This is a genomic window from Streptomyces flaveolus (assembly GCF_014648815.1).
Taxonomy (GTDB): domain Bacteria; phylum Actinomycetota; class Actinomycetes; order Streptomycetales; family Streptomycetaceae; genus Streptomyces; species Streptomyces flaveolus.
The window spans coordinates 514,089-531,340 of sequence record NZ_BMRV01000002.1 but is presented as its reverse complement, the minus strand read 5'-3'; the positions used below and the strand labels follow the sequence as shown (position 1 = coordinate 531,340).

The following is a 17,252-nucleotide window of genomic DNA, read 5'->3' as shown; positions in this document are numbered from 1 at the left end:
GCCGAACCGAGCGCCCGCTGCGGGGCTTTGGAGAATGGGGAGCTTCAGATGCGTCGGATATCGAGACTGACCCGCGTCGCGGTGGGGGTCGCGTCGCTCGCACTCGCCGCCACGGCCTGCGGAGGCACCAGCAGCGAGAGCGACAGCGGCGACGACGGCAACAAGGACGCCAAGGGCCTCGCCATCGCGTACGACATCGGCGGCAAGGGCGACCAGTCCTTCAACGACGCCGCGTACGCCGGTCTGCAGAGGGCCCAGAAGGAGTTCGGCTACAAGACCGCCGACATCGAGCCCACCGAGGGCGAGACGGACGCGGACAAGGAGCAGCGCCTCGCCTCGCTGGCGAAGCAGGGCTACAACCCGGTGATCGGCGTCGGCTTCGCCTACGGCCCGGCGATGAAGGCCGTCGCCGAGAAGTACCCCGACACCACCTTCGGCATCGTGGACTCCGTGGTCGAGGGCAAGAACGTGGCGTCCCTCGTCTTCGCCGAGAACGAGGCCTCCTACCTCGCCGGCGTCGCCGCGGCCAAGGCCACCAAGACCAACACGGTCGGCTTCGTGGGCGGCGTGGACGTCCCGCTGATCCACAAGTTCGAGGCGGGCTACAAGCAGGGCGTCGAGGACACCAACCCCAAGGTCAAGGTCCTGTCGCAGTACCTGACGCAGACCGCGGAGGAGGGCGGCTTCTCCAGCCCCGACAAGGGCCGGGCCGCCGCCGAGGGCCAGATCGAGAAGAAGGCCGACGTCGTCTACCAGGCGGCCGGTCTGTCCGGCCAGGGCGTGATCGAGGCCGCCGCGAAGGCCAAGGTCTGGGCGATCGGCGTCGACTCCGACCAGTACAAGCAGGAAGCCCTCGCCGCGTACAAGGACCAGATCCTCACCTCCGCCCTCAAGGACATCAACGGCGCGGTGTTCGCCCTGGCCAAGTCGGTGGAGGACGGCAAGCCGCTGACCGGCACCCAGACCTTCGACCTGAAGTCCGACGGCGTGGGCCTGTCCGACAGCAACCCGAAGTTCGCCGAGGTCCCGGGCGCCAAGGACGCCGTGGCCAAGGCCAAGGAAGGCATCGTCAGCGGCTCGATCAAGGTCAAGACCGAGTAGCGGACCGTACGGAACCTCACGAAGCGGGCGGGCGCCCCCAGCACCCGCCCGCTTCGGCGTTCCCGCCGGCCTGCCCAGGCCCCGTCGCGTCACCCTCCGCCACCCGGCGTTCGCGGGCGGCAAGCCTCGGACGCTCCTGCGCGTTGCCTTGCTCACGGGCGGATAACAAGGTGGACAGAAGGGGTTTTCAGGCAGGTCTACGCGCGTTAATCTGCGGCGAAGCCAGCGCCGAAGCCGAACCGTACGGCGCTTGTACGACAGGAGCTCCACAATGCGCCGGATTACCCGGATCACGGTCGCAGGCGCAGCGACCGCCTCCCTGGCCCTCGCCCTCGCCGCCTGCGGCGGTACCTCGACCTCCTCCGGGTCGTCGGAGTCGAAGGGGGACAAGGGTCTCGCCATCGCCTACGACGTCGGCGGCAAGGGCGACCAGTCCTTCAACGACGCCGCCTTCTCGGGTCTCGAGCAGGCGAAGAAGGAGTTCGGCTACGAGACGGCCGACATCGAGCCCACCGAGGGCGAGACCGACGCCGACAAGGAGCAGCGCCTCGCGTCGCTGGCGAAGCAGGGCTACAACCCGGTGATCGGCGTCGGCTACGCGTACGCCACCGCCATGAAGAGCGCCGCCGAGAAGTACCCGGACACCACCTTCGGCATCGTGGACGACGCCACGATCAACGCGAAGAACGTGGCGGACCTGGTCTTCAACGAGGAGGAGGCCTCCTACCTCGCCGGTGTCGCCGCCGCCAAGAGCACCAAGACCAACACGGTCGGCTTCGTGGGCGGTGTGGACGTCCCGCTGATCCACAAGTTCCAGGCCGGCTTCGAGCAGGGCGTCACCGACACCAACCCGAAGGTCAAGGTGCTGTCGCAGTACCTGACGCAGACGGCGGAGGAGGGCGGCTTCTCCAGCCCCGACAAGGGCAAGACCGCCGCCGAGGGCCAGATCGAGAAGAAGGCCGACGTCGTCTACGCCGCCGCCGGTCTGTCCGGCCAGGGCGTGATCGAGGCCGCCGCCGCGCACAAGATCTGGGCGATCGGCGTCGACTCCGACCAGTACAAGCAGGAAGCCCTCGCCAAGTACAAGGACTCCATCCTGACTTCGGCCACCAAGGACGTCGCCAAGGCCGTGTACAACCTTGCGAAGTCGGTCAAGGACGGCAAGCCCGCGACCGGTATCGTCAAGGGCGATCTGAAGTCCGGCGAGGTCGGCCTGGCGGTCTCCAACCCGAAGTTCGCGGACAACGCCGAGCTCCAGGCAGCCATCAAGACGGCCAAGGAGAAGATCGTCAGCGGCGAGATCAAGGTCAAGAGCAGCTGAACTGAGCTGAGCACCACCTCGAACAGCGTGTAACCGCGGGGTTGCGCCGCTCGGCGGGGTACGGGAAGGGCACCTCCAGGTCCTCCTCGTACCCCGTCGTGTCGATGTGCCGCCGCCGCTTCAGATGCCGTAGGGGCGCTACGCGCGTAGACGACCCCCGTCCCCAGGAGAGTGCGCCATCAACGCGTCCAGCAGCCCTCCGGCCGGAGCGGCGGTCAACGAATCGGTGACCGCCGTCGAACTCGCCGGGATCACCAAGCGTTTCCCCGGTGTCGTGGCCAACCACGACATTCACCTCACCGTCCGCAAGGGCACCGTCCACGCCCTCGTCGGCGAGAACGGCGCCGGCAAGTCGACGCTGATGAAGATTCTCTACGGCATGCAGAAGCCGGACGAGGGCACCATCGCGATCGACGGCGAGCAGGTCTCCTTCTCGTCGCCCGCCGACGCCATCGTCCGCGGCATCGGCATGGTCCACCAGCACTTCATGCTCGCCGACAACCTCACGGTCCTCGAGAACGTGGTCCTCGGCAGCGAGAAGCTCTACGGCATCGGCGGCAAGGCCCGCCGCAAGATCAAGGAGATCTCCGAGCGCTACGGCCTCGGCGTGCGCCCCGACGTCCTGGTCGAGGAGCTCGGCGTCGCCGCCCGCCAGCGCGTGGAGATCCTCAAGGTCCTCTACCGCGGCGCCCGCACGCTGATCCTCGACGAGCCGACGGCCGTCCTGGTGCCGCAGGAGGTGGACGCCCTCTTCGACAACCTGCGCGAGCTGAAGGCCGAGGGCCTGTCCGTCATCTTCATCTCCCACAAGCTGGGCGAGGTCCTCTCCGTCGCCGACGACATCACCGTCATCCGGCGCGGCACCACGGTCGGCACCGCCGTCCCGTCCGAGACCACCCCGCGCCAGCTCGCCGAGCTGATGGTCGGCAGCGAACTGCCGACGCCGGAGACGGCGGAGTCGACGGTCACCGACCGTCCGGTCCTCACCGTCGACACGCTGCGCCTGGTGGCGCCGGGCGGCAAGGCCCTGCTCGACGACATCTCCTTCACCATCCACGCCGGCGAGGTCCTGGGCATCGCCGGTGTCGAGGGCAACGGCCAGACGGAGCTGGTCGACGCGCTGATCGGCCTCAAGCACGCCGACTCCGGCACGATCCGCTTCCTCGATCAGGACATCACCTCGCTGCCCACCCGCAAGCGCCGCGAGCAGGGCGTCGGCTACATCCCCGAGGACCGTCACCGGCACGGCCTGCTCCTGGAGTCCCCCCTCTGGGAGAACCGCATCCTTGGCCACGTCACCGAGAAGCCGAACAGCAAGGGCTTCTGGCTGGACCCGAAGGGCTCCCAGGAGGACACCCGCCGCATCGTCGAGGCGTACGACGTCCGCACCCCCGGCATCGACGTCACCGCCGCCTCGCTGTCCGGCGGCAACCAGCAGAAGCTGATCGTCGGCCGCGAGATGAGCCACAAGCCGCGCTTCCTGATCGCCGCCCACCCCACCCGCGGTGTGGACGTCGGCGCACAGGCCGCGATCTGGGACCACATCCGCGAGGCCCGCCGCGAGGGCCTGGCGGTGCTGCTGATCTCCGCCGACCTGGACGAGCTGATCGGTCTGTCCGACACCCTCCGGGTGATCTACGACGGCAAGCTGGTCGCGGACGCCGACCCGGCCACCATCACCCCCGAGGAGCTCGGCTCGGCGATGACCGGTGCCGCCTCCGGCCACCTGGAACACGACGAGACCCCCGAGATCCGCAAGTCTCCCGAGTCTCCGGAAGACGAGGCCCGCTGATGAAGAAGTTCGACAAGGAGCGCGTGCTCCTCGCGGTGGCCGGACCGGTCATCGCGCTCGCCGTGGCCTTCGTGCTCAGCGCGATCGTCCTGATCGCCTCGGGCAAGAACCCCGTCGAACCGTTCGCCCTGATGTTCGAGCAGGCCGGGTTCTCCGACATCCAGGTCCTGATCATCAACCAGGCGTCGATGTACTACATCGCGGCCCTCGCGGTCGCCATCGGCTTCCGGATGAACCTGTTCAACATCGGCGTCGACGGCCAGTACCAGCTCGCCGCGATGATGGCCGCGATCGTCGGCGCCCACGCGAACCTGCCGGCGTTCCTCCAGGTACCGCTGCTGCTGCTGACCGCCGTGTGCACCGGTGCCTTCTGGTCCGGCATCGCCGGCGTCCTCAAGATCACCCGCGGTGTCAGCGAGGTCGTCGCGACGATCATGCTCAACGCCATCGCCACCGCCGTCATCGGCTACCTCTGGCTGCCGGACGTCTTCGGCGTCAAGATCGGCAACAACAACACCACCGGCGAGATGCACGAGTCCGGCTGGATCCCCGGCATCGACATGGGCGCGGCCGGCGAGATCTACGGCCTGGTGATCCTGGCCGTCCTGCTCGGCATCGGCTACTGGATCGTCCTCAACCGCACCCGCTTCGGCTTCGACCTGCGCGCCTCGGGCGCCTCCGAGTCCGCCGCCGCGGCCAGCGGTGTCGACCCCAAGCGCATGGTGCTCACCGCGATGCTCATCTCCGGCGGGCTCGCCGGTCTCGCGGGCCTGCCGATCCTGCTCGGCGACACCCACACCTACAGCCTCAACTTCCCCACCGGCATCGGCTTCCTCGGCATCGGCATCGCCCTGCTGGGCCGCAACAGCCCGGTCGGCATCGCCTTCGCCGCGCTGCTGTGGGCCTGGCTCGACAAGGCCTCGCCCGAGCTGGACTTCCACGGCTACGACAAGGAGATCGCGGTCATCATGCAGGGCCTGATCGTCCTCTCCGTCGTCGTCTCCTACGAGGCCGTCCGCGAGTGGGGCCTGCGCCGCCAGCAGCGCCGGGTCGGCGCGGAGCTGGCCGCCGGTCACGTCCTCGGCGCCACCGACAACACCAAGAAGGAGGTGGCTGGCCGATGACCACCGCGACCGACCTCAACCAGCCCACGCTGCAGCCCGCGGCGCCGACCGGCCGCCGCATGTCGTGGCCCGTACTGCTCCTGGTCATCGTCGGCGCCCTGGCGCTGACCTCGATCGTCCGACTGATCACCGGCGCCGACGGCATCACCAACGTCAGCCAGATGTCCACCGCGCTCCAGCTCGCCGTGCCCATCGGGCTCGCCGGCCTCGGCGGCCTGTGGGCCGAGCGCGCGGGCGTCGTCAACATCGGCCTCGAGGGCATGATGATCCTCGGCACCTGGTTCGGCGCCTGGGCCGGCTTCCAGTGGGGCCCGTGGACCGGCGTCCTCGTCGGCATCGTCGGCGGCGCGATCGGCGGTCTGCTGCACGCGATCGTCACCGTCACCTTCAACGTCAACCACATCGTCTCCGGTGTGGCCATCAACATCCTCGCCCTGGGCGCCACCCGCTACCTGGCCCCGCTCGCCTTCGAGGGCCACCAGGGCGGCTCGGCCAAGCAGTCCCCGCCGGTCGACTCCCTCGGCCACTTCACGGTGCCGGGCCTGTCCGACGGCCTCCAGACCCTCAACGACAAGGGCTGGTTCCTGATCTCGGACGTCGCCGGCCTGCTCGGCGGCCTGGTCACCGACGTGTCCTGGCTGACCCTGATCGCCGTCGCGCTGATCCCCGCCACCTGGTGGATCCTGTGGCGCACCCCGTTCGGCCTGCGCCTGCGCTCGTGCGGCGAGAACCCGATCGCCGCCGAGTCGCTCGGCGTCAACGTCTACAAGTACAAGTACCTCGCCGTGATCATCTCCGGCGGCCTGGCCGGCCTCGGCGGTGTCTTCCTCTCCATCGTGGCCAACCCCTTCTACCTGGAGGGCCAGACCAGCGGCCGCGGCTACATCGGCCTCGCGGCGATGATCTTCGGCAACTGGATGCCGGGCGGCCTCGCCGTCGGCGCCGGTCTCTTCGGCTACACCGACAGCCTCAACCTGCGCGGCGGCTCCGCCAACGTGCACGCCCTGCTGCTGCTCGGCGCGCTGCTGCTGGTCGCCGGCGCCATCTGGCTCGCGGTCCGCAAGAAGTACGTCAAGGCCGCGATCACGTTCGTCGTCGGCGCGCTGGTCTTCGCCTGGTACGCGGGCACCAACGAGGTCCCGAACCAGGTCGTCTCCGCCACCCCGTACGTCGTCACCCTGGTCGTCCTCGCGCTGTCCGCGCAGCGGCTGCGGATGCCGAAGGCGGACGGCATGCAGTACCGGAAGGGGCAGGGCAAGTGACCGGCGTCGACTGGGAGGCCCTGCGCACGGCGGCCCGGGACGCGATGTCCCGGGCGTACGCCCCGTACTCCGGGTACGCCGTCGGCGCCGCCGCCCTGGTCGACGACGGCCGCACCGTCAGCGGCTGCAACGTGGAGAACGCCAGCTACGGCATCGGCCTGTGCGCCGAGTGCGGCCTGGTCTCCCAGCTCCAGCTGACCGGCGGCGGCCGGCTGACGCACTTCGTCTGCGTCGACGGCCACGGCGAGATCCTGGTGCCGTGCGGGCGCTGCCGTCAGCTGCTGTTCGAGTTCGGCGGCCCGGAGATGCTGCTGGAGACCCCCGCCGGGGTGCTCCCGCTCGCGGAGATGCTCCCGCAGGCCTTCGGCCCCGACCACCTCACGAAGTAAGGAAAGCCAGACATGGCCATGGACGTCATCTCCGTCATCCGCACCAAGCGGGACCGCGGCGAACTCAGCGGTGAGCAGATCGACTGGGTCATCGACGCGTACACCCGCGGCGAGGTGGCCGACGAGCAGATGTCGGCCCTCGCGATGGCGATCCTGCTCAACGGCATGAACCGCGGCGAGATCGCCCGCTGGACGGCCGCGATGATCGCCTCGGGCGAGCGCATGGACTTCTCGTCCCTGTCCCGCCCGACCGCCGACAAGCACTCCACGGGCGGCGTCGGCGACAAGATCACCCTGCCGCTGGCGCCCCTGGTGGCGGCCTGCGGCGCGGCCGTCCCGCAGCTCTCCGGCCGCGGCCTCGGCCACACCGGCGGCACCCTGGACAAGCTGGAGTCGATCCCCGGCTGGCGCGCGCTGCTGTCCAACGAGGAGATGCTGAACGTCCTGGACGGCGTCGGCGCGGTGATCTGCGCGGCGGGTGACGGTCTCGCCCCCGCCGACAAGAAGCTGTACGCCCTGCGCGACGTGACCGGCACGGTCGAGGCGATCCCGCTGATCGCGTCCTCCATCATGTCCAAGAAGATCGCCGAGGGCACCGGCTCCCTGGTCCTGGACGTGAAGGTGGGCACCGGCGCCTTCATGAAGACCATCGAGGACGCCCGCGAGCTGGCCTCCACGATGGTCGGCCTCGGCACCGACCACGGCGTGAAGACCGTCGCCCTGCTCACCGACATGGCCACCCCGCTCGGCCTCACCGCCGGCAACGCCCTGGAGGTCCGCGAGTCGGTCGAGGTCCTGGCCGGCGGCGGCCCGTCCGACGTCGTCGAGCTGACCCTCGCCCTGGCCCGCGAGATGCTCGACGCCGCCGGCATCAAGGACGCCGACCCGGCGAAGGCCCTCGCCGACGGCTCCGCGATGGACGTCTGGCGCCGCATGATCGCGGCCCAGGGCGGCGACCCGGACGCGGCCCTGCCCACGTCGAAGGAACAGCACGTGGTGAAGGCCGCCTCCTCGGGCGTCCTGACCCGCCTCGACGCCTACGACATCGGCGTCGCCGCCTGGCGCCTCGGCGCTGGCCGCGCCCGCAAGGAGGACCCGGTGCAGGCCGCCGCGGGCGTCGAACTCCACGCCAAGCCGGGCGACACGGTCACCGAGGGCCAGCCCCTCCTGACCCTCCACACGGACACCCCCGACCGCTTCGCGTACGCGCTCGCGGCCGTGGAGGGCTCGTACGACATCGCCCCGGCGGGCACGGACTTCACCGCCGCGCCGGTGGTGCTGGAACGTATCGCCTGACCAGGCATTTCCCCATACGGGTGAACGGGATCGGTAGACCAGTGCCGGTCCCGTTCGGCATGCTGAGAGCGGTGACGCACCGATAGGAGAACCGCCATGAGCGCACTCACCGTGAGCCAGGAGCCCGACCGGAACTGGGACGACCTCGTCCGGTTCTGGGAGGAGATGGATTGGCCCGAGGGCAGCAAGGTGGAGATCATCGAGGGGATCATCACCGTGTCACCAGCTCCGGGACTGCCGCACAACGTGATCGCTGCACGCATCCAGCGTCGCTTGTACTCAGCGATCCCGGAGGACTGGGAGATCTTCCAGACACTGGCGATCGCCGTTCCGTCCCGCCTCGGAATGCTCATCCCCGACCTCGTGGTCGCACCATTGCCCGACCACACGGAATCCGACACCCACATCCCCGCCGCCCTCGCGGAACTCGTCGTCGAGGTCACCTCCAAGTCCAACGCCCGGCACGACCGCATCAGCAAGCCCGCCGCCTACGCGACCGCCGGTATTCCGCTCTACCTCCTCATCGACCGCTGGGCCCCCGGCGGCCCCACAGCGACGCTGTACGGCGAACCGAAGGGTGACGTCTACCGGGTGTTGAGTGCCGCGAAGTTCGGCGACCCCCTCACGCTCCCCGCCCCCTTCGACCTGACCCTCGACACCAGCGAGTTCCCCGAGGCCTGACTCACCCCAGCACCGCGGCCACCCCCACCAGCACCGGCACGGACACCACCGTCGACACCAGGATCGCGTCCCGCGCCAGCCGCTCGCCCACCCCGTAGGTCGTGGCGTACGTGTACAGGTTCTGCGCGGCGGGCAGTGCCGACGTCACCACCACGTCCAGCAGTTGGGCGCCCCGCAGCCCGAACACCCCCGACGCCAGTGCCCAGGCCACCGCCGGCTGACCCACCGCCTTCAACGCCACCGCCAGCAGCACCGGCCGCCGGTCCGCGCCCCGCAACGGCATCGTGGAGCCGCACAGACCGATACCGAAGGCCATCAGCACCGCGGGGACCGACATGTTGCCGATCAGCGTCACCGGGTCCATGACCGCGTCCGGCACCCGTAGCCCGCTCGCGGCGACCGCCACCCCGGCGAGCGAGCCCAGCGCTATCGGATTGCGCAGCGGCGTCAGCAGCCTCCGCCACAACGAGCCCTTCGCGGCCTCGCCCGACAGGTCCAGGATCGTCACCGCCACCGGCGTCACCAGCACCAGCTGGAACAGCAGCACCGGCGCCACCAGCGAGGCGTCGCCCAGCACGTACACGGCGATCGGGATGCCGAGGTTGCCGGAGTTGACGTAACCGGAGCACAGCGCGCCGATCGTCGTACGCCCCACGCCCCAGCCCCGGGCGGCACCCACCGCGACGAAGACCCCGGCCACCGCGACCGTGGACAGCGCCGTCACCAGGAGGCGGCTGGAGAAGACCACCGACAGGTCGGCCCCCGAGAGCGTGGTGAACAGCAGCGCCGGGGACGCCACGTGGAAGGCGAGCTTGGTCAGCACCTGGCGCCCCTGATCGCCGAGGTACCCGCGCAGCCCCAGCACATAGCCGACGCCGATCACCACCGCGATCACCGCGAAGCCGGTCAGCACCCCCTGCACGGCGACGCCTCCCCGGGGACGAGGAGGCGGAGGGCGTCGGGCAGCGCGGCACGCGGAGGTATGTGGGGCACATGCCAACCCTCCGGGTCGGGCCGCACCGGGTCAACGTGATCTTCGACGTGCCCGCACCGATGAGTTCCACCGGTCCGCCTGGTCTACCGCACGTGGACGCCGTGACACCCGCCGTACTCGTGCTGCTGGGGCCTGTCTCCCGAGGGGAGACACCCCGGCTCTGCGACGAGGTGCGCGCGCTGCTGGAAGCCACCCGGGCAGGCGTCGTCGTCTGCGACGTCGGCGGACTGGGACCGCCCGGCCTCGCCGTCGTCGACCTGCTGGCCCGGCTGGAACTCGCCGCCCGGCGGGCCGGGGGCCGGATACGGCTGCGCGACCCCGACCCCGCCCTGGGCGCCCTACTGGACCTCGTCGGTCTCCGCTTCGAGGCGGAGCGGCAGGTCGAACAGCGGGAACCACCGCTTGGTGTCCAGGAAGCAGTGGAACCCGGTGATGCGGCCGTCTGAGATCTCCAGCACCTGGACCGCCCACGGCGCGAAGCCACCCGCCTCCGGGTCGGGCTTGTAGTGCGCGAAGGCCGGCAGCCCGTTGGCCTCGACCGGCAGCAGCCGCGAGCCCGCGCACGCGGCGCCGAGCGTCGCCATGAACCCGGTGATGTCCGCCGGACCGGCCAGCCACAGGTCGAACGGCGGCATGGTCATGACCGCGTCCTCGTGCAGCAGTGCCGTCAGCGCCGTCATGTCATAGCCCTCGAAGGCCGCGACATAGCGCTCCAGAAGCTTCTGCTGCTCCTCGTCCAGCGGGTCGGACACCGCCGCGCCCGCCCCCTGGTCCGCCCGCTCGGCGAGCGTCGCCCGGGCCCGCTGGAGGGCGCTGTTGACGGACGCGACCGTCGTGCCGAGCAGCTCGGCGACCTCGCTCGCCTTCCACGCCAGCACCTCGCGCAGGATCAGCACCGCCCGCTGCTTGGGCGGCAGCTGCTGGAGCGCCGCCATGAAGGCGAGCCGCACCGACTCCTTGGCGACCGCGGCCTCCGCCGGGTCGGCCGTCGTCGGCAGCACCCGCGCGTCCGGCATCGGCTCCAGCCAGGTGTTGTCCGGGCGGGGCGACAGGGCGGCCTGGGCGAGCGGTGTCGAGTCCGTCAGGTCCATCGGACGGGCCCGCTTGTTGCCCGCGGTCAGCATGTCCAGGCAGACGTTGGTCGCGATGCGGTACAGCCAGGAGCGGAGACTGGAGCGGCCCTCGAACTTGTCGTAGCTCCGCCAGGCGCGGACCAGGGTGTCCTGCACCGCGTCCTCGGCCTCGAAGGAGGAACCGAGCATCCGGTAGCAGTACCCCGTCAGCTCGACCCGGTGCTTCTCCAGCGCGGAGTCCAGCTCCGGCGTCATGGTGCCGTTGGTCATCGTCCACCCACCCACCCCTGGGCCGTCCCGTCGTGCGCGTTCTCGCGCCTCGCACTTCGGAAGCTACCGCAGGGGACTGACAATGGCCCGCGGAGTCAGGAAAGGCGCACGTCAACGCGTGGCGGGCAGACCCCGCACCGGGGCCCCCACGCCCTGGCGGCGCGCCGCCAGCGACCCGAGGGCCGTGATCGCCACGACGCCCAGCACCGCCAGCAGCCCGACCCCGACCGTCCCGGCCCAGCCACCGGAGTGGAAGGCCACCGCGCCCACCGTGCTGCCCGCGCTGGAGCCGATGTAGTAGGCGGACTGGTAGAGCGCCGACGCCTGGGCGCGGCCGTGCGTGGCGGTCTTGCCGACCGCCGACGAGGCCACCGCGTGCCCGGCGAAGAAGCCCGCCGTGATCAGCACCAGCCCCAGCAGGACCAGCGGCAGCCAGGGCGCGAGGGACAGCAGCAGGCCCGCCGCCGTCGTGCCGCCGCCCAGGTACAGCGCCCCGCGGCGCCCGAGCCGGCCCACCAGCCGGCCCGCCGTGGACGCCGAGACCGTACCGACCAGGTACACCAGGAAGATCGAGCCGATGACACCCTGCGGCAGGGAGAACGGCGCCTCGGTCAGGCGGTAGCCGATCACCGTGTAGACGCCGCCGAACACCGTCATGAACAGCGCGCCGATCGCGTACAGACGGCGCAGCAAGGGGTCGGCGAGGTGGTCGCGGACCGTGCGGACCAGGACCCGCGGGCGCAGCGAGCCCGCCGTGAAGTGCCGCGGCGCCGGCAGCAGCAGCCGGAAGGCCACCGCGCACGCCACCGCGACCAGGCCGATCACCCCGACGGCGACCCGCCAGCCCCACTCCTGCGCGACCCAGCCGGTGATGATCCGGCCGCTCATGCCGCCGACGCTGTTGCCCGCCACGAACAGGCCGATCGCGGTGACCAGCGCCCGCGGCCGCACCTCCTCCGCGAGGTATGCCGTCGCCGAGGCCGGCAGCCCGGCCAGCGCCGCGCCCTGCACCGCGCGCAGCGCGACCAGCGCCGGCAGCGACGGGGCGAAGGGCACCAGCAGCCCGAGGGTCACCGCGACCGCCAGCGACGCCGTCATCACCGTGCGCCGTCCGAAGCGCTCCGACAGGGCGCTCATCGGCAGCACGAACACCGCCAGGCCGCCCGTCGCGGCGGCCACCGTCCAGCTCGCGTCGCTCGCCGTCACCCCGAGGTCGCCGGAGATCAGGGGCAGCAGGGCCTGGGTGGAGTAGAGGAGCGCGAAGGTCGCGACGCCCGCCAGGAAGAGGGCGAGACTCATCCGGCGGTAACCGGGACCGCCCGGGGTCATGCGCGAGTCGGAGGCGTCGGGGGCGGAGGGGACGGAGACGGCAGACGCGGCGCCCACGGTGGTGGACGCCCCGGTATCGGCGGGAGTCATGCTGCGAAGGTAAGGACCACGGGACTCATCCGTCCAATGCATGGAATCGTCATAATCGTTCCCATGGTGCATCAGCAAAGCTCAGGAGCCCGTCTGTCACCGTCCAGTGACACAGAAGACATCGTCACGCTGCTCGCGCCGCGCCTCGCGCACTTCGCCGGCGTCGCCCGCACCGAGCACGTCACCCGGGCCGCGCAGGAGATGAACGTCCCGCAGTCCACCCTCTCCCGTGCCCTCGTCCGCCTCGAAGCGGACCTCGGGGTGGACCTGTTCGTCCGCCGGGGCCGCACCCTGGCCCTGACCCCCGCCGGGCACAGCTTCCTCGGCTCCGTCGAACGCGCCCTCGCCGAGATCGAGCGCGCCGCCGAGGAGGTACGCGCGGACGTCGACCCGGCCACTGGCAAGGTCGCCTTCGGCTTCCTGCACACCATGGGCGCCGAGACCGTCCCCGGGCTGCTGCACGCCTTCCGCGCCGACCACCCCCGCGTCCGCTTCAGCCTCGTGCAGAACTACGGCGAGGCCATGCTGGAGCGGCTGCGCGCCGGCGAGCTCGACCTCTGCCTGACCTCCCCGGTCCCGGACGCCCCCGACCTGGTAGCCCGCCGCCTGGACGAGCAGAAGCTGCGCCTCGTCGTCCCGGCCGACCATCCGCTGGCCGCCCGCCGGCGCATCCGGCTCGCCGAGGCGGCCGACGAGAACTTCGTGACCCTGGAGCCCGGCTACGGACTGCGCCGCATCACCGACGACCTCTGCGGGGAGGCCGGCTTCCGGCCCCGCGTGGCCTTCGAGGGGGAGGAGGCGGAGACGCTGCGCGGCCTGGTCGCCGCGGGCCTCGGCGTGGCGCTCCTGCCGCCGCCCACCGTGCCGCGCCCCGGCGTGGTCGAACTGACGGTCACGGCGCCGCGCGCGGCCCGCGAGATCGGCGTCGCCTGGCTGGCGGGCCGCACGGACACGCCCCCGGTGGCGGCCTTCAAGAAGTTCCTGCTGTCCAGGAGGGGCCACCTCCTGCCGGACTGACCCCGGCCCGTCGCCCCTACCGGCGCAGCGACTTCCCGAACCCCACCGCCAGCGGCATCCGCAGCCCCAGCGGCGGTGGCGCGGCCAGCGCGTCCTCCACCGGCCGCGAGAAGGACTGCCCGAACAGCACGCCCAGCACGAAGTCCTCCGCCAGCGCAGCGACTTCGTCCCGGTACTGCCGCAACCCGTGCCCGTCGGAGTGCACTTCGAACCGGCACACGTCACGGTTGGCCTTCTTCGCCCGGGACGCCAGCCGGAACGACAGCTCGGGGTCGCTGCGTTCGTCGTTCGTGCCGTGCACGATCAGCACCTGGCGCCCGGCGAGCTGCTTCACCGGTTCGGGTGCCGCCGCCACGTCCTCGTCCGGCAGCCAAGGGGCGATCGCCAGCACGGAGTTGACGGCCTCGTGCCCGGCCGCCCGCAGCGCTGCCCGTCCGCCCATGCCCACGCCCACGAGGCAGACCGGGACGTCGCCGTAGCGCCGCACCGCCTCGGCGGCGGCCCAGTCGGCGTCGCGCGCTAGATGCGCCTCGGCGCCGTTCCAGCCCCGGTAGCGGTAGTGCACGACATGCGTGGCCAGGCCCTCGTCACGGCCCGCGCGGGCCAGCCGGCGCCCCAGCGCGCGTACCGACGCGCTCGCCAGCAGCGGAGACGGCCTGCGGCTGGAGACCTCGTCGCCACCGGGGAGCAGCAGCACCACGCCGCTGACCGCTGCCCCCTCCGGACCGAGCGTTCGCCCCAGCCGGGCCTGACGGACCGGCGTCGCTTGCTGTGCCATGACAGAACATTCTCAGAAGACGAGGTGGACGCGACCTGTCCTCGCAGTCACCGTTACATATCGGCGGTCGCGTACACCGATTCGCCGGGAAGTTCCTACTCGCGGGCACTTCCGTCCCTACTCGCCCGTACTCCTGCTGTTCTACGCGCGTGGAGCTAGAGTGCGGAAATGACGAGCCAGAACACCGCGAACGCCGGCGCGAAGACCGCCGGGAGGACTCCGACGCCGGACCAGATCCGCCGGGCGCCGAAGGTTCTGCTGCACGACCATCTCGACGGCGGCCTGCGCCCCGGCACCGTCGTCGAACTCGCCCGCGCCGCCGGTTACGAGCATCTCCCCGAGACCGATCCCGACCGGCTCGGCGCCTGGTTCCGGGAGGCCGCCGACTCCGGGTCCCTGGAGCGGTACCTGGAGACCTTCTCCCACACCGTCGGCGTCATGCAGACCCGCGACGCCCTCGTCCGGGTCGCCGCCGAGTGCGCCGAGGACCTCGCCGAGGACGGCGTCGTCTACGCCGAGGTGCGCTACGCCCCCGAGCAGCACCTGGAGGACGGGCTGAGCCTCGAAGGGGTCGTCGAGGCCGTCAACGAGGGCTTCCGCGAGGGCGAGCGGCGGGCCCGGGAGAACGGCCACCGCATCCGCGTCGGCGCCCTGCTCACCGCCATGCGCCACGCCGCCCGCTCCCTGGAGATCGCCGAACTCGCCAACCGCTACCGCGACCTCGGCGTCGTCGGCTTCGACATCGCGGGCGCCGAGGCCGGCCACCCGCCCACCCGGCACCTCGACGCCTTCGAGTACCTCAAGCGGGAGAACAACCACTTCACCATCCACGCCGGCGAGGCCTTCGGGCTGCCGTCCATCTGGCAGGCCCTGCAGTGGTGCGGCGCCGACCGCCTCGGACACGGGGTGCGGATCATCGACGACATCCAGGTCCACGGGGACGGCACGGTCAAGCTCGGCCGGCTCGCCTCCTACGTACGCGACAAGCGGATCCCGCTGGAGCTGTGCCCCAGCTCCAACCTCCAGACCGGGGCGGCGGACTCGTACGCCGAGCACCCCATCGGCCTGCTGCGCCGGCTGCACTTCCGCGTCACCGTCAACACGGACAACAGACTGATGTCCCACACGGGCATGAGCCGCGAATTCGAGCACCTTGTCGACGCATTCGACTACACGCTCGACGACATGCAGTGGTTCACCGTCAATGCCATGAAGTCGGCATTCATTCCTTTCGATGAACGACTGGCCATGATCAATGACGTGATCAAGCCGGGACATGCAGAACTGAAGTCCGAATGGCTGTTCCGTCAGACGGCCTCCACCAGCGGTTCTTCCGAAGAATAGGAACCGGGCGACGCCGGGAGAAAAGCGGGATGTGGACGGGTGTTCACGATCCGTCCGCATCTCGATGTTTGCGGCGGACAGTGCCACGTGTTTACGGTCGAGAACCGCTCACATCCCCCGTCATCCATTGCGAGGACGCATTTCATGAAGCAGTCTGCTGCCAAGACCCTCGGCGTCGCCGCCCTCGGTGCCGCCTTCGCCGCCGTCGGTGCCGGTGCCGCCAACGCCGCCCCGGTCGCCCAGGGCTCCGTCCAGGCCCTCGACCAGGTCACCCGGACGCTCCCCGCGGAGAACGTCAGCAGCGTGCTGCCGGCCGCGAACAACACGCTGGACAAGGGCCCGGCCGACCAGGTCACCGGTCTGCTCGGCGGGGTGCCGGCGAAGGGCCTGCCCACGAAGGGCGTGACGCTGAACAACGTGCCGCTCGGCTGAGCCGCACCCGCCACGACGCGCCGACGGGGCACACCCGGTCACCGGGTGCGCCCCGTCGGCGTACGCGCTACCAGGCCGTCCGGGCCGCCTTCTCCTCCGACGGCAGGAGGATCCACAGGGCGAGGTAGAGCAGGAACTGCGGGCCGGGCAGCAGGCAGGAGACCACGAAGATCACCCGCATCGTGGTGTGGGAGGTGCCGAAGCGCCGTGCCAGCGCGGCGCACACTCCGCCGATCATGCGGCCGTGGGTGGGGCGGGCGAGGCGGGACATCGCGGCTCCTTCGTGAGCGTGTGGTGGAGGCGGCCGGTCGACTGCCCCTCATCTGCCCTCAACGCTACGGAGACGAACGGAACAAAGCGTCGCTCTACGGTGCGATACCGACCCTGGGAATCGTCGGGGTCCTACCCTGAGCGGGCTCCTCCTGGGGAACGTCCTCCCGGTGCCCCCGATCCGACCTGCGGCGCAGCCGCGCCCGGCCCGCGGGGACGACGGCGAGGTGGGCGAGGGCCACGCCCAGGGTGTTCAGCAGCAGCGAGTCGACGTCCACGACCTGACCGGGCACCCCGGTCTGCAGCAGCTCGATGCCCAGCGACAGCAGGGCGCCCGCGGCCATGGTGCGCAGCAGGGACGCCGTCGGCGAGACGGCCAGCCGCCCGTTCACCATCGGCAGCAGGACACCCAGCGGCGCCAGCAGGGCGAGCGCCCCGCCGAGGGAGCGGGCCGCCGCCGGCCAGCCCAGCGCCAGGTCGGCGCGGATACCCGCGAGCGGGTGCACGTTGGGCGGCAGCACCCAGGGCACGTCCAGGGGCCGCAGGGTGTACCAGGCGACGAACGCGAGGTGTGCGACGAGGAGGACACCTCCTGTCACACGGATGCGGTGCGCGGCGCTGCCGCCGATGAACCCTTGACGCTGCACGCCCCCCTAGACGCGGCCTCCGGCTCGGTCGGTTCCGGCCCC

General features: G+C 71.0%; 18 protein-coding genes. 12 read left to right on the top strand and 6 right to left on the bottom strand.

Annotated elements, in window-relative coordinates:
- Window positions 1–48 precede the first annotated feature (48 nt).
- The 8 genes from IEZ05_RS06315 to IEZ05_RS06280 all read left to right on the top strand — a co-directional run bounded on the left by IEZ05_RS06315 (window position 49) and on the right by IEZ05_RS06280 (window position 8,966).
- A complete protein-coding gene (locus IEZ05_RS06315; RefSeq protein ID WP_189229001.1) occupies window positions 49–1,101 on the top strand; it encodes a BMP family lipoprotein in 1,053 nt (350 codons plus the stop codon).
- Between the two features lie 271 nt (window positions 1,102–1,372).
- Entirely contained in the window at window positions 1,373–2,422 is a 1,050-nt protein-coding gene (locus IEZ05_RS06310; protein ID WP_189229000.1) for a BMP family lipoprotein, read from the top strand.
- A 226-nt stretch (window positions 2,423–2,648) separates the two neighbouring features.
- Entirely contained in the window at window positions 2,649–4,214 is a 1,566-nt protein-coding gene (locus IEZ05_RS06305) for an ABC transporter ATP-binding protein (RefSeq protein ID WP_189228999.1), read from the top strand.
- Window positions 4,214–5,338 carry an ABC transporter permease gene (locus IEZ05_RS06300; protein ID WP_189228998.1) on the top strand — a complete coding sequence of 375 codons (1,125 nt, stop codon included), beginning with the start codon at window positions 4,214–4,216 and terminating at the stop codon, window positions 5,336–5,338. The genes IEZ05_RS06305 and IEZ05_RS06300 overlap by 1 nt, the downstream gene beginning before the upstream one ends.
- Window positions 5,335–6,600 (top strand): ABC transporter permease, encoded by a 1,266-nt coding sequence (locus IEZ05_RS06295; RefSeq protein ID WP_189228997.1) that lies wholly within the window; start codon window positions 5,335–5,337, stop codon window positions 6,598–6,600. Before IEZ05_RS06300 ends, IEZ05_RS06295 begins: the two co-directional genes overlap by 4 nt.
- Window positions 6,597–6,989, top strand: coding sequence for a cytidine deaminase (locus tag IEZ05_RS06290; RefSeq protein ID WP_189228996.1), 393 nt, complete (start codon window positions 6,597–6,599; stop codon window positions 6,987–6,989). Before IEZ05_RS06295 ends, IEZ05_RS06290 begins: the two co-directional genes overlap by 4 nt.
- Window positions 6,990–7,007: 18 nt before the next feature.
- Window positions 7,008–8,285, top strand: a complete 1,278-nt coding sequence (locus IEZ05_RS06285; RefSeq protein ID WP_189229223.1) for a thymidine phosphorylase — start codon at window positions 7,008–7,010, stop codon at window positions 8,283–8,285.
- Between the two features lie 96 nt (window positions 8,286–8,381).
- A complete protein-coding gene (locus IEZ05_RS06280; protein ID WP_189228995.1) occupies window positions 8,382–8,966 on the top strand; it encodes a Uma2 family endonuclease in 585 nt (194 codons plus the stop codon).
- 1 nt (window position 8,967) lies between these two features.
- Here IEZ05_RS06280 and IEZ05_RS06275 read toward each other — a convergent pair whose 3' ends face one another.
- Entirely contained in the window at window positions 8,968–9,888 is a 921-nt protein-coding gene (locus IEZ05_RS06275; protein ID WP_189228994.1) for an AEC family transporter, read from the bottom strand.
- A gap of 131 nt (window positions 9,889–10,019) precedes the next feature.
- Here IEZ05_RS06275 and IEZ05_RS06270 point away from each other — a divergent pair, with 131 nt between their 5' ends.
- A complete protein-coding gene (locus IEZ05_RS06270) occupies window positions 10,020–10,406 on the top strand; it encodes an STAS domain-containing protein (RefSeq protein ID WP_189229222.1) in 387 nt (128 codons plus the stop codon).
- On the opposite strand, the gene IEZ05_RS06265 is transcribed toward IEZ05_RS06270, so the two are convergent.
- Both IEZ05_RS06265 and IEZ05_RS06260 read right to left on the bottom strand, forming a co-directional pair.
- Window positions 10,299–11,303: a sigma-70 family RNA polymerase sigma factor gene (locus IEZ05_RS06265; RefSeq protein ID WP_189228993.1), complete on the bottom strand. Its 1,005-nt coding sequence runs from the start codon at window positions 11,301–11,303 to the stop codon at window positions 10,299–10,301. The two genes, IEZ05_RS06270 and IEZ05_RS06265, sit on opposite strands and share 108 nt — an antisense overlap.
- Before the next feature lie 111 nt (window positions 11,304–11,414).
- Entirely contained in the window at window positions 11,415–12,722 is a 1,308-nt protein-coding gene (locus IEZ05_RS06260) for an MFS transporter (protein ID WP_189228992.1), read from the bottom strand.
- Between the two features lie 63 nt (window positions 12,723–12,785).
- On the opposite strand from IEZ05_RS06260, the gene IEZ05_RS06255 reads away from it, so the two are divergent.
- Window positions 12,786–13,739, top strand: coding sequence for a LysR family transcriptional regulator (locus IEZ05_RS06255; protein ID WP_189228991.1), 954 nt, complete (start codon window positions 12,786–12,788; stop codon window positions 13,737–13,739).
- A 16-nt stretch (window positions 13,740–13,755) separates the two neighbouring features.
- Here IEZ05_RS06255 and IEZ05_RS06250 read toward each other — a convergent pair whose 3' ends face one another.
- Complete coding sequence (locus tag IEZ05_RS06250) at window positions 13,756–14,517, bottom strand: alpha/beta hydrolase (protein ID WP_189228990.1); 762 nt, start codon at window positions 14,515–14,517, stop codon at window positions 13,756–13,758.
- A 168-nt stretch (window positions 14,518–14,685) separates the two neighbouring features.
- Between IEZ05_RS06250 and IEZ05_RS06245 the strand changes: the two genes are divergently transcribed.
- A complete protein-coding gene (locus IEZ05_RS06245) occupies window positions 14,686–15,861 on the top strand; it encodes an adenosine deaminase (RefSeq protein WP_189228989.1) in 1,176 nt (391 codons plus the stop codon).
- Between the two features lie 144 nt (window positions 15,862–16,005).
- A complete protein-coding gene (locus IEZ05_RS06240) occupies window positions 16,006–16,293 on the top strand; it encodes an ATP-binding protein (RefSeq protein ID WP_189228988.1) in 288 nt (95 codons plus the stop codon).
- A 67-nt stretch (window positions 16,294–16,360) separates the two neighbouring features.
- On the opposite strand, the gene IEZ05_RS06235 is transcribed toward IEZ05_RS06240, so the two are convergent.
- Both IEZ05_RS06235 and IEZ05_RS06230 read right to left on the bottom strand, forming a co-directional pair.
- On the bottom strand, window positions 16,361–16,564 hold the full coding sequence (locus tag IEZ05_RS06235) for a PspC domain-containing protein (protein WP_189228987.1): 204 nt from the start codon (window positions 16,562–16,564) through the stop codon (window positions 16,361–16,363).
- 94 nt (window positions 16,565–16,658) lie between these two features.
- On the bottom strand, window positions 16,659–17,210 hold the full coding sequence (locus IEZ05_RS06230) for a VanZ family protein (RefSeq protein ID WP_189228986.1): 552 nt from the start codon (window positions 17,208–17,210) through the stop codon (window positions 16,659–16,661).
- Window positions 17,211–17,252 lie beyond the last annotated feature (42 nt).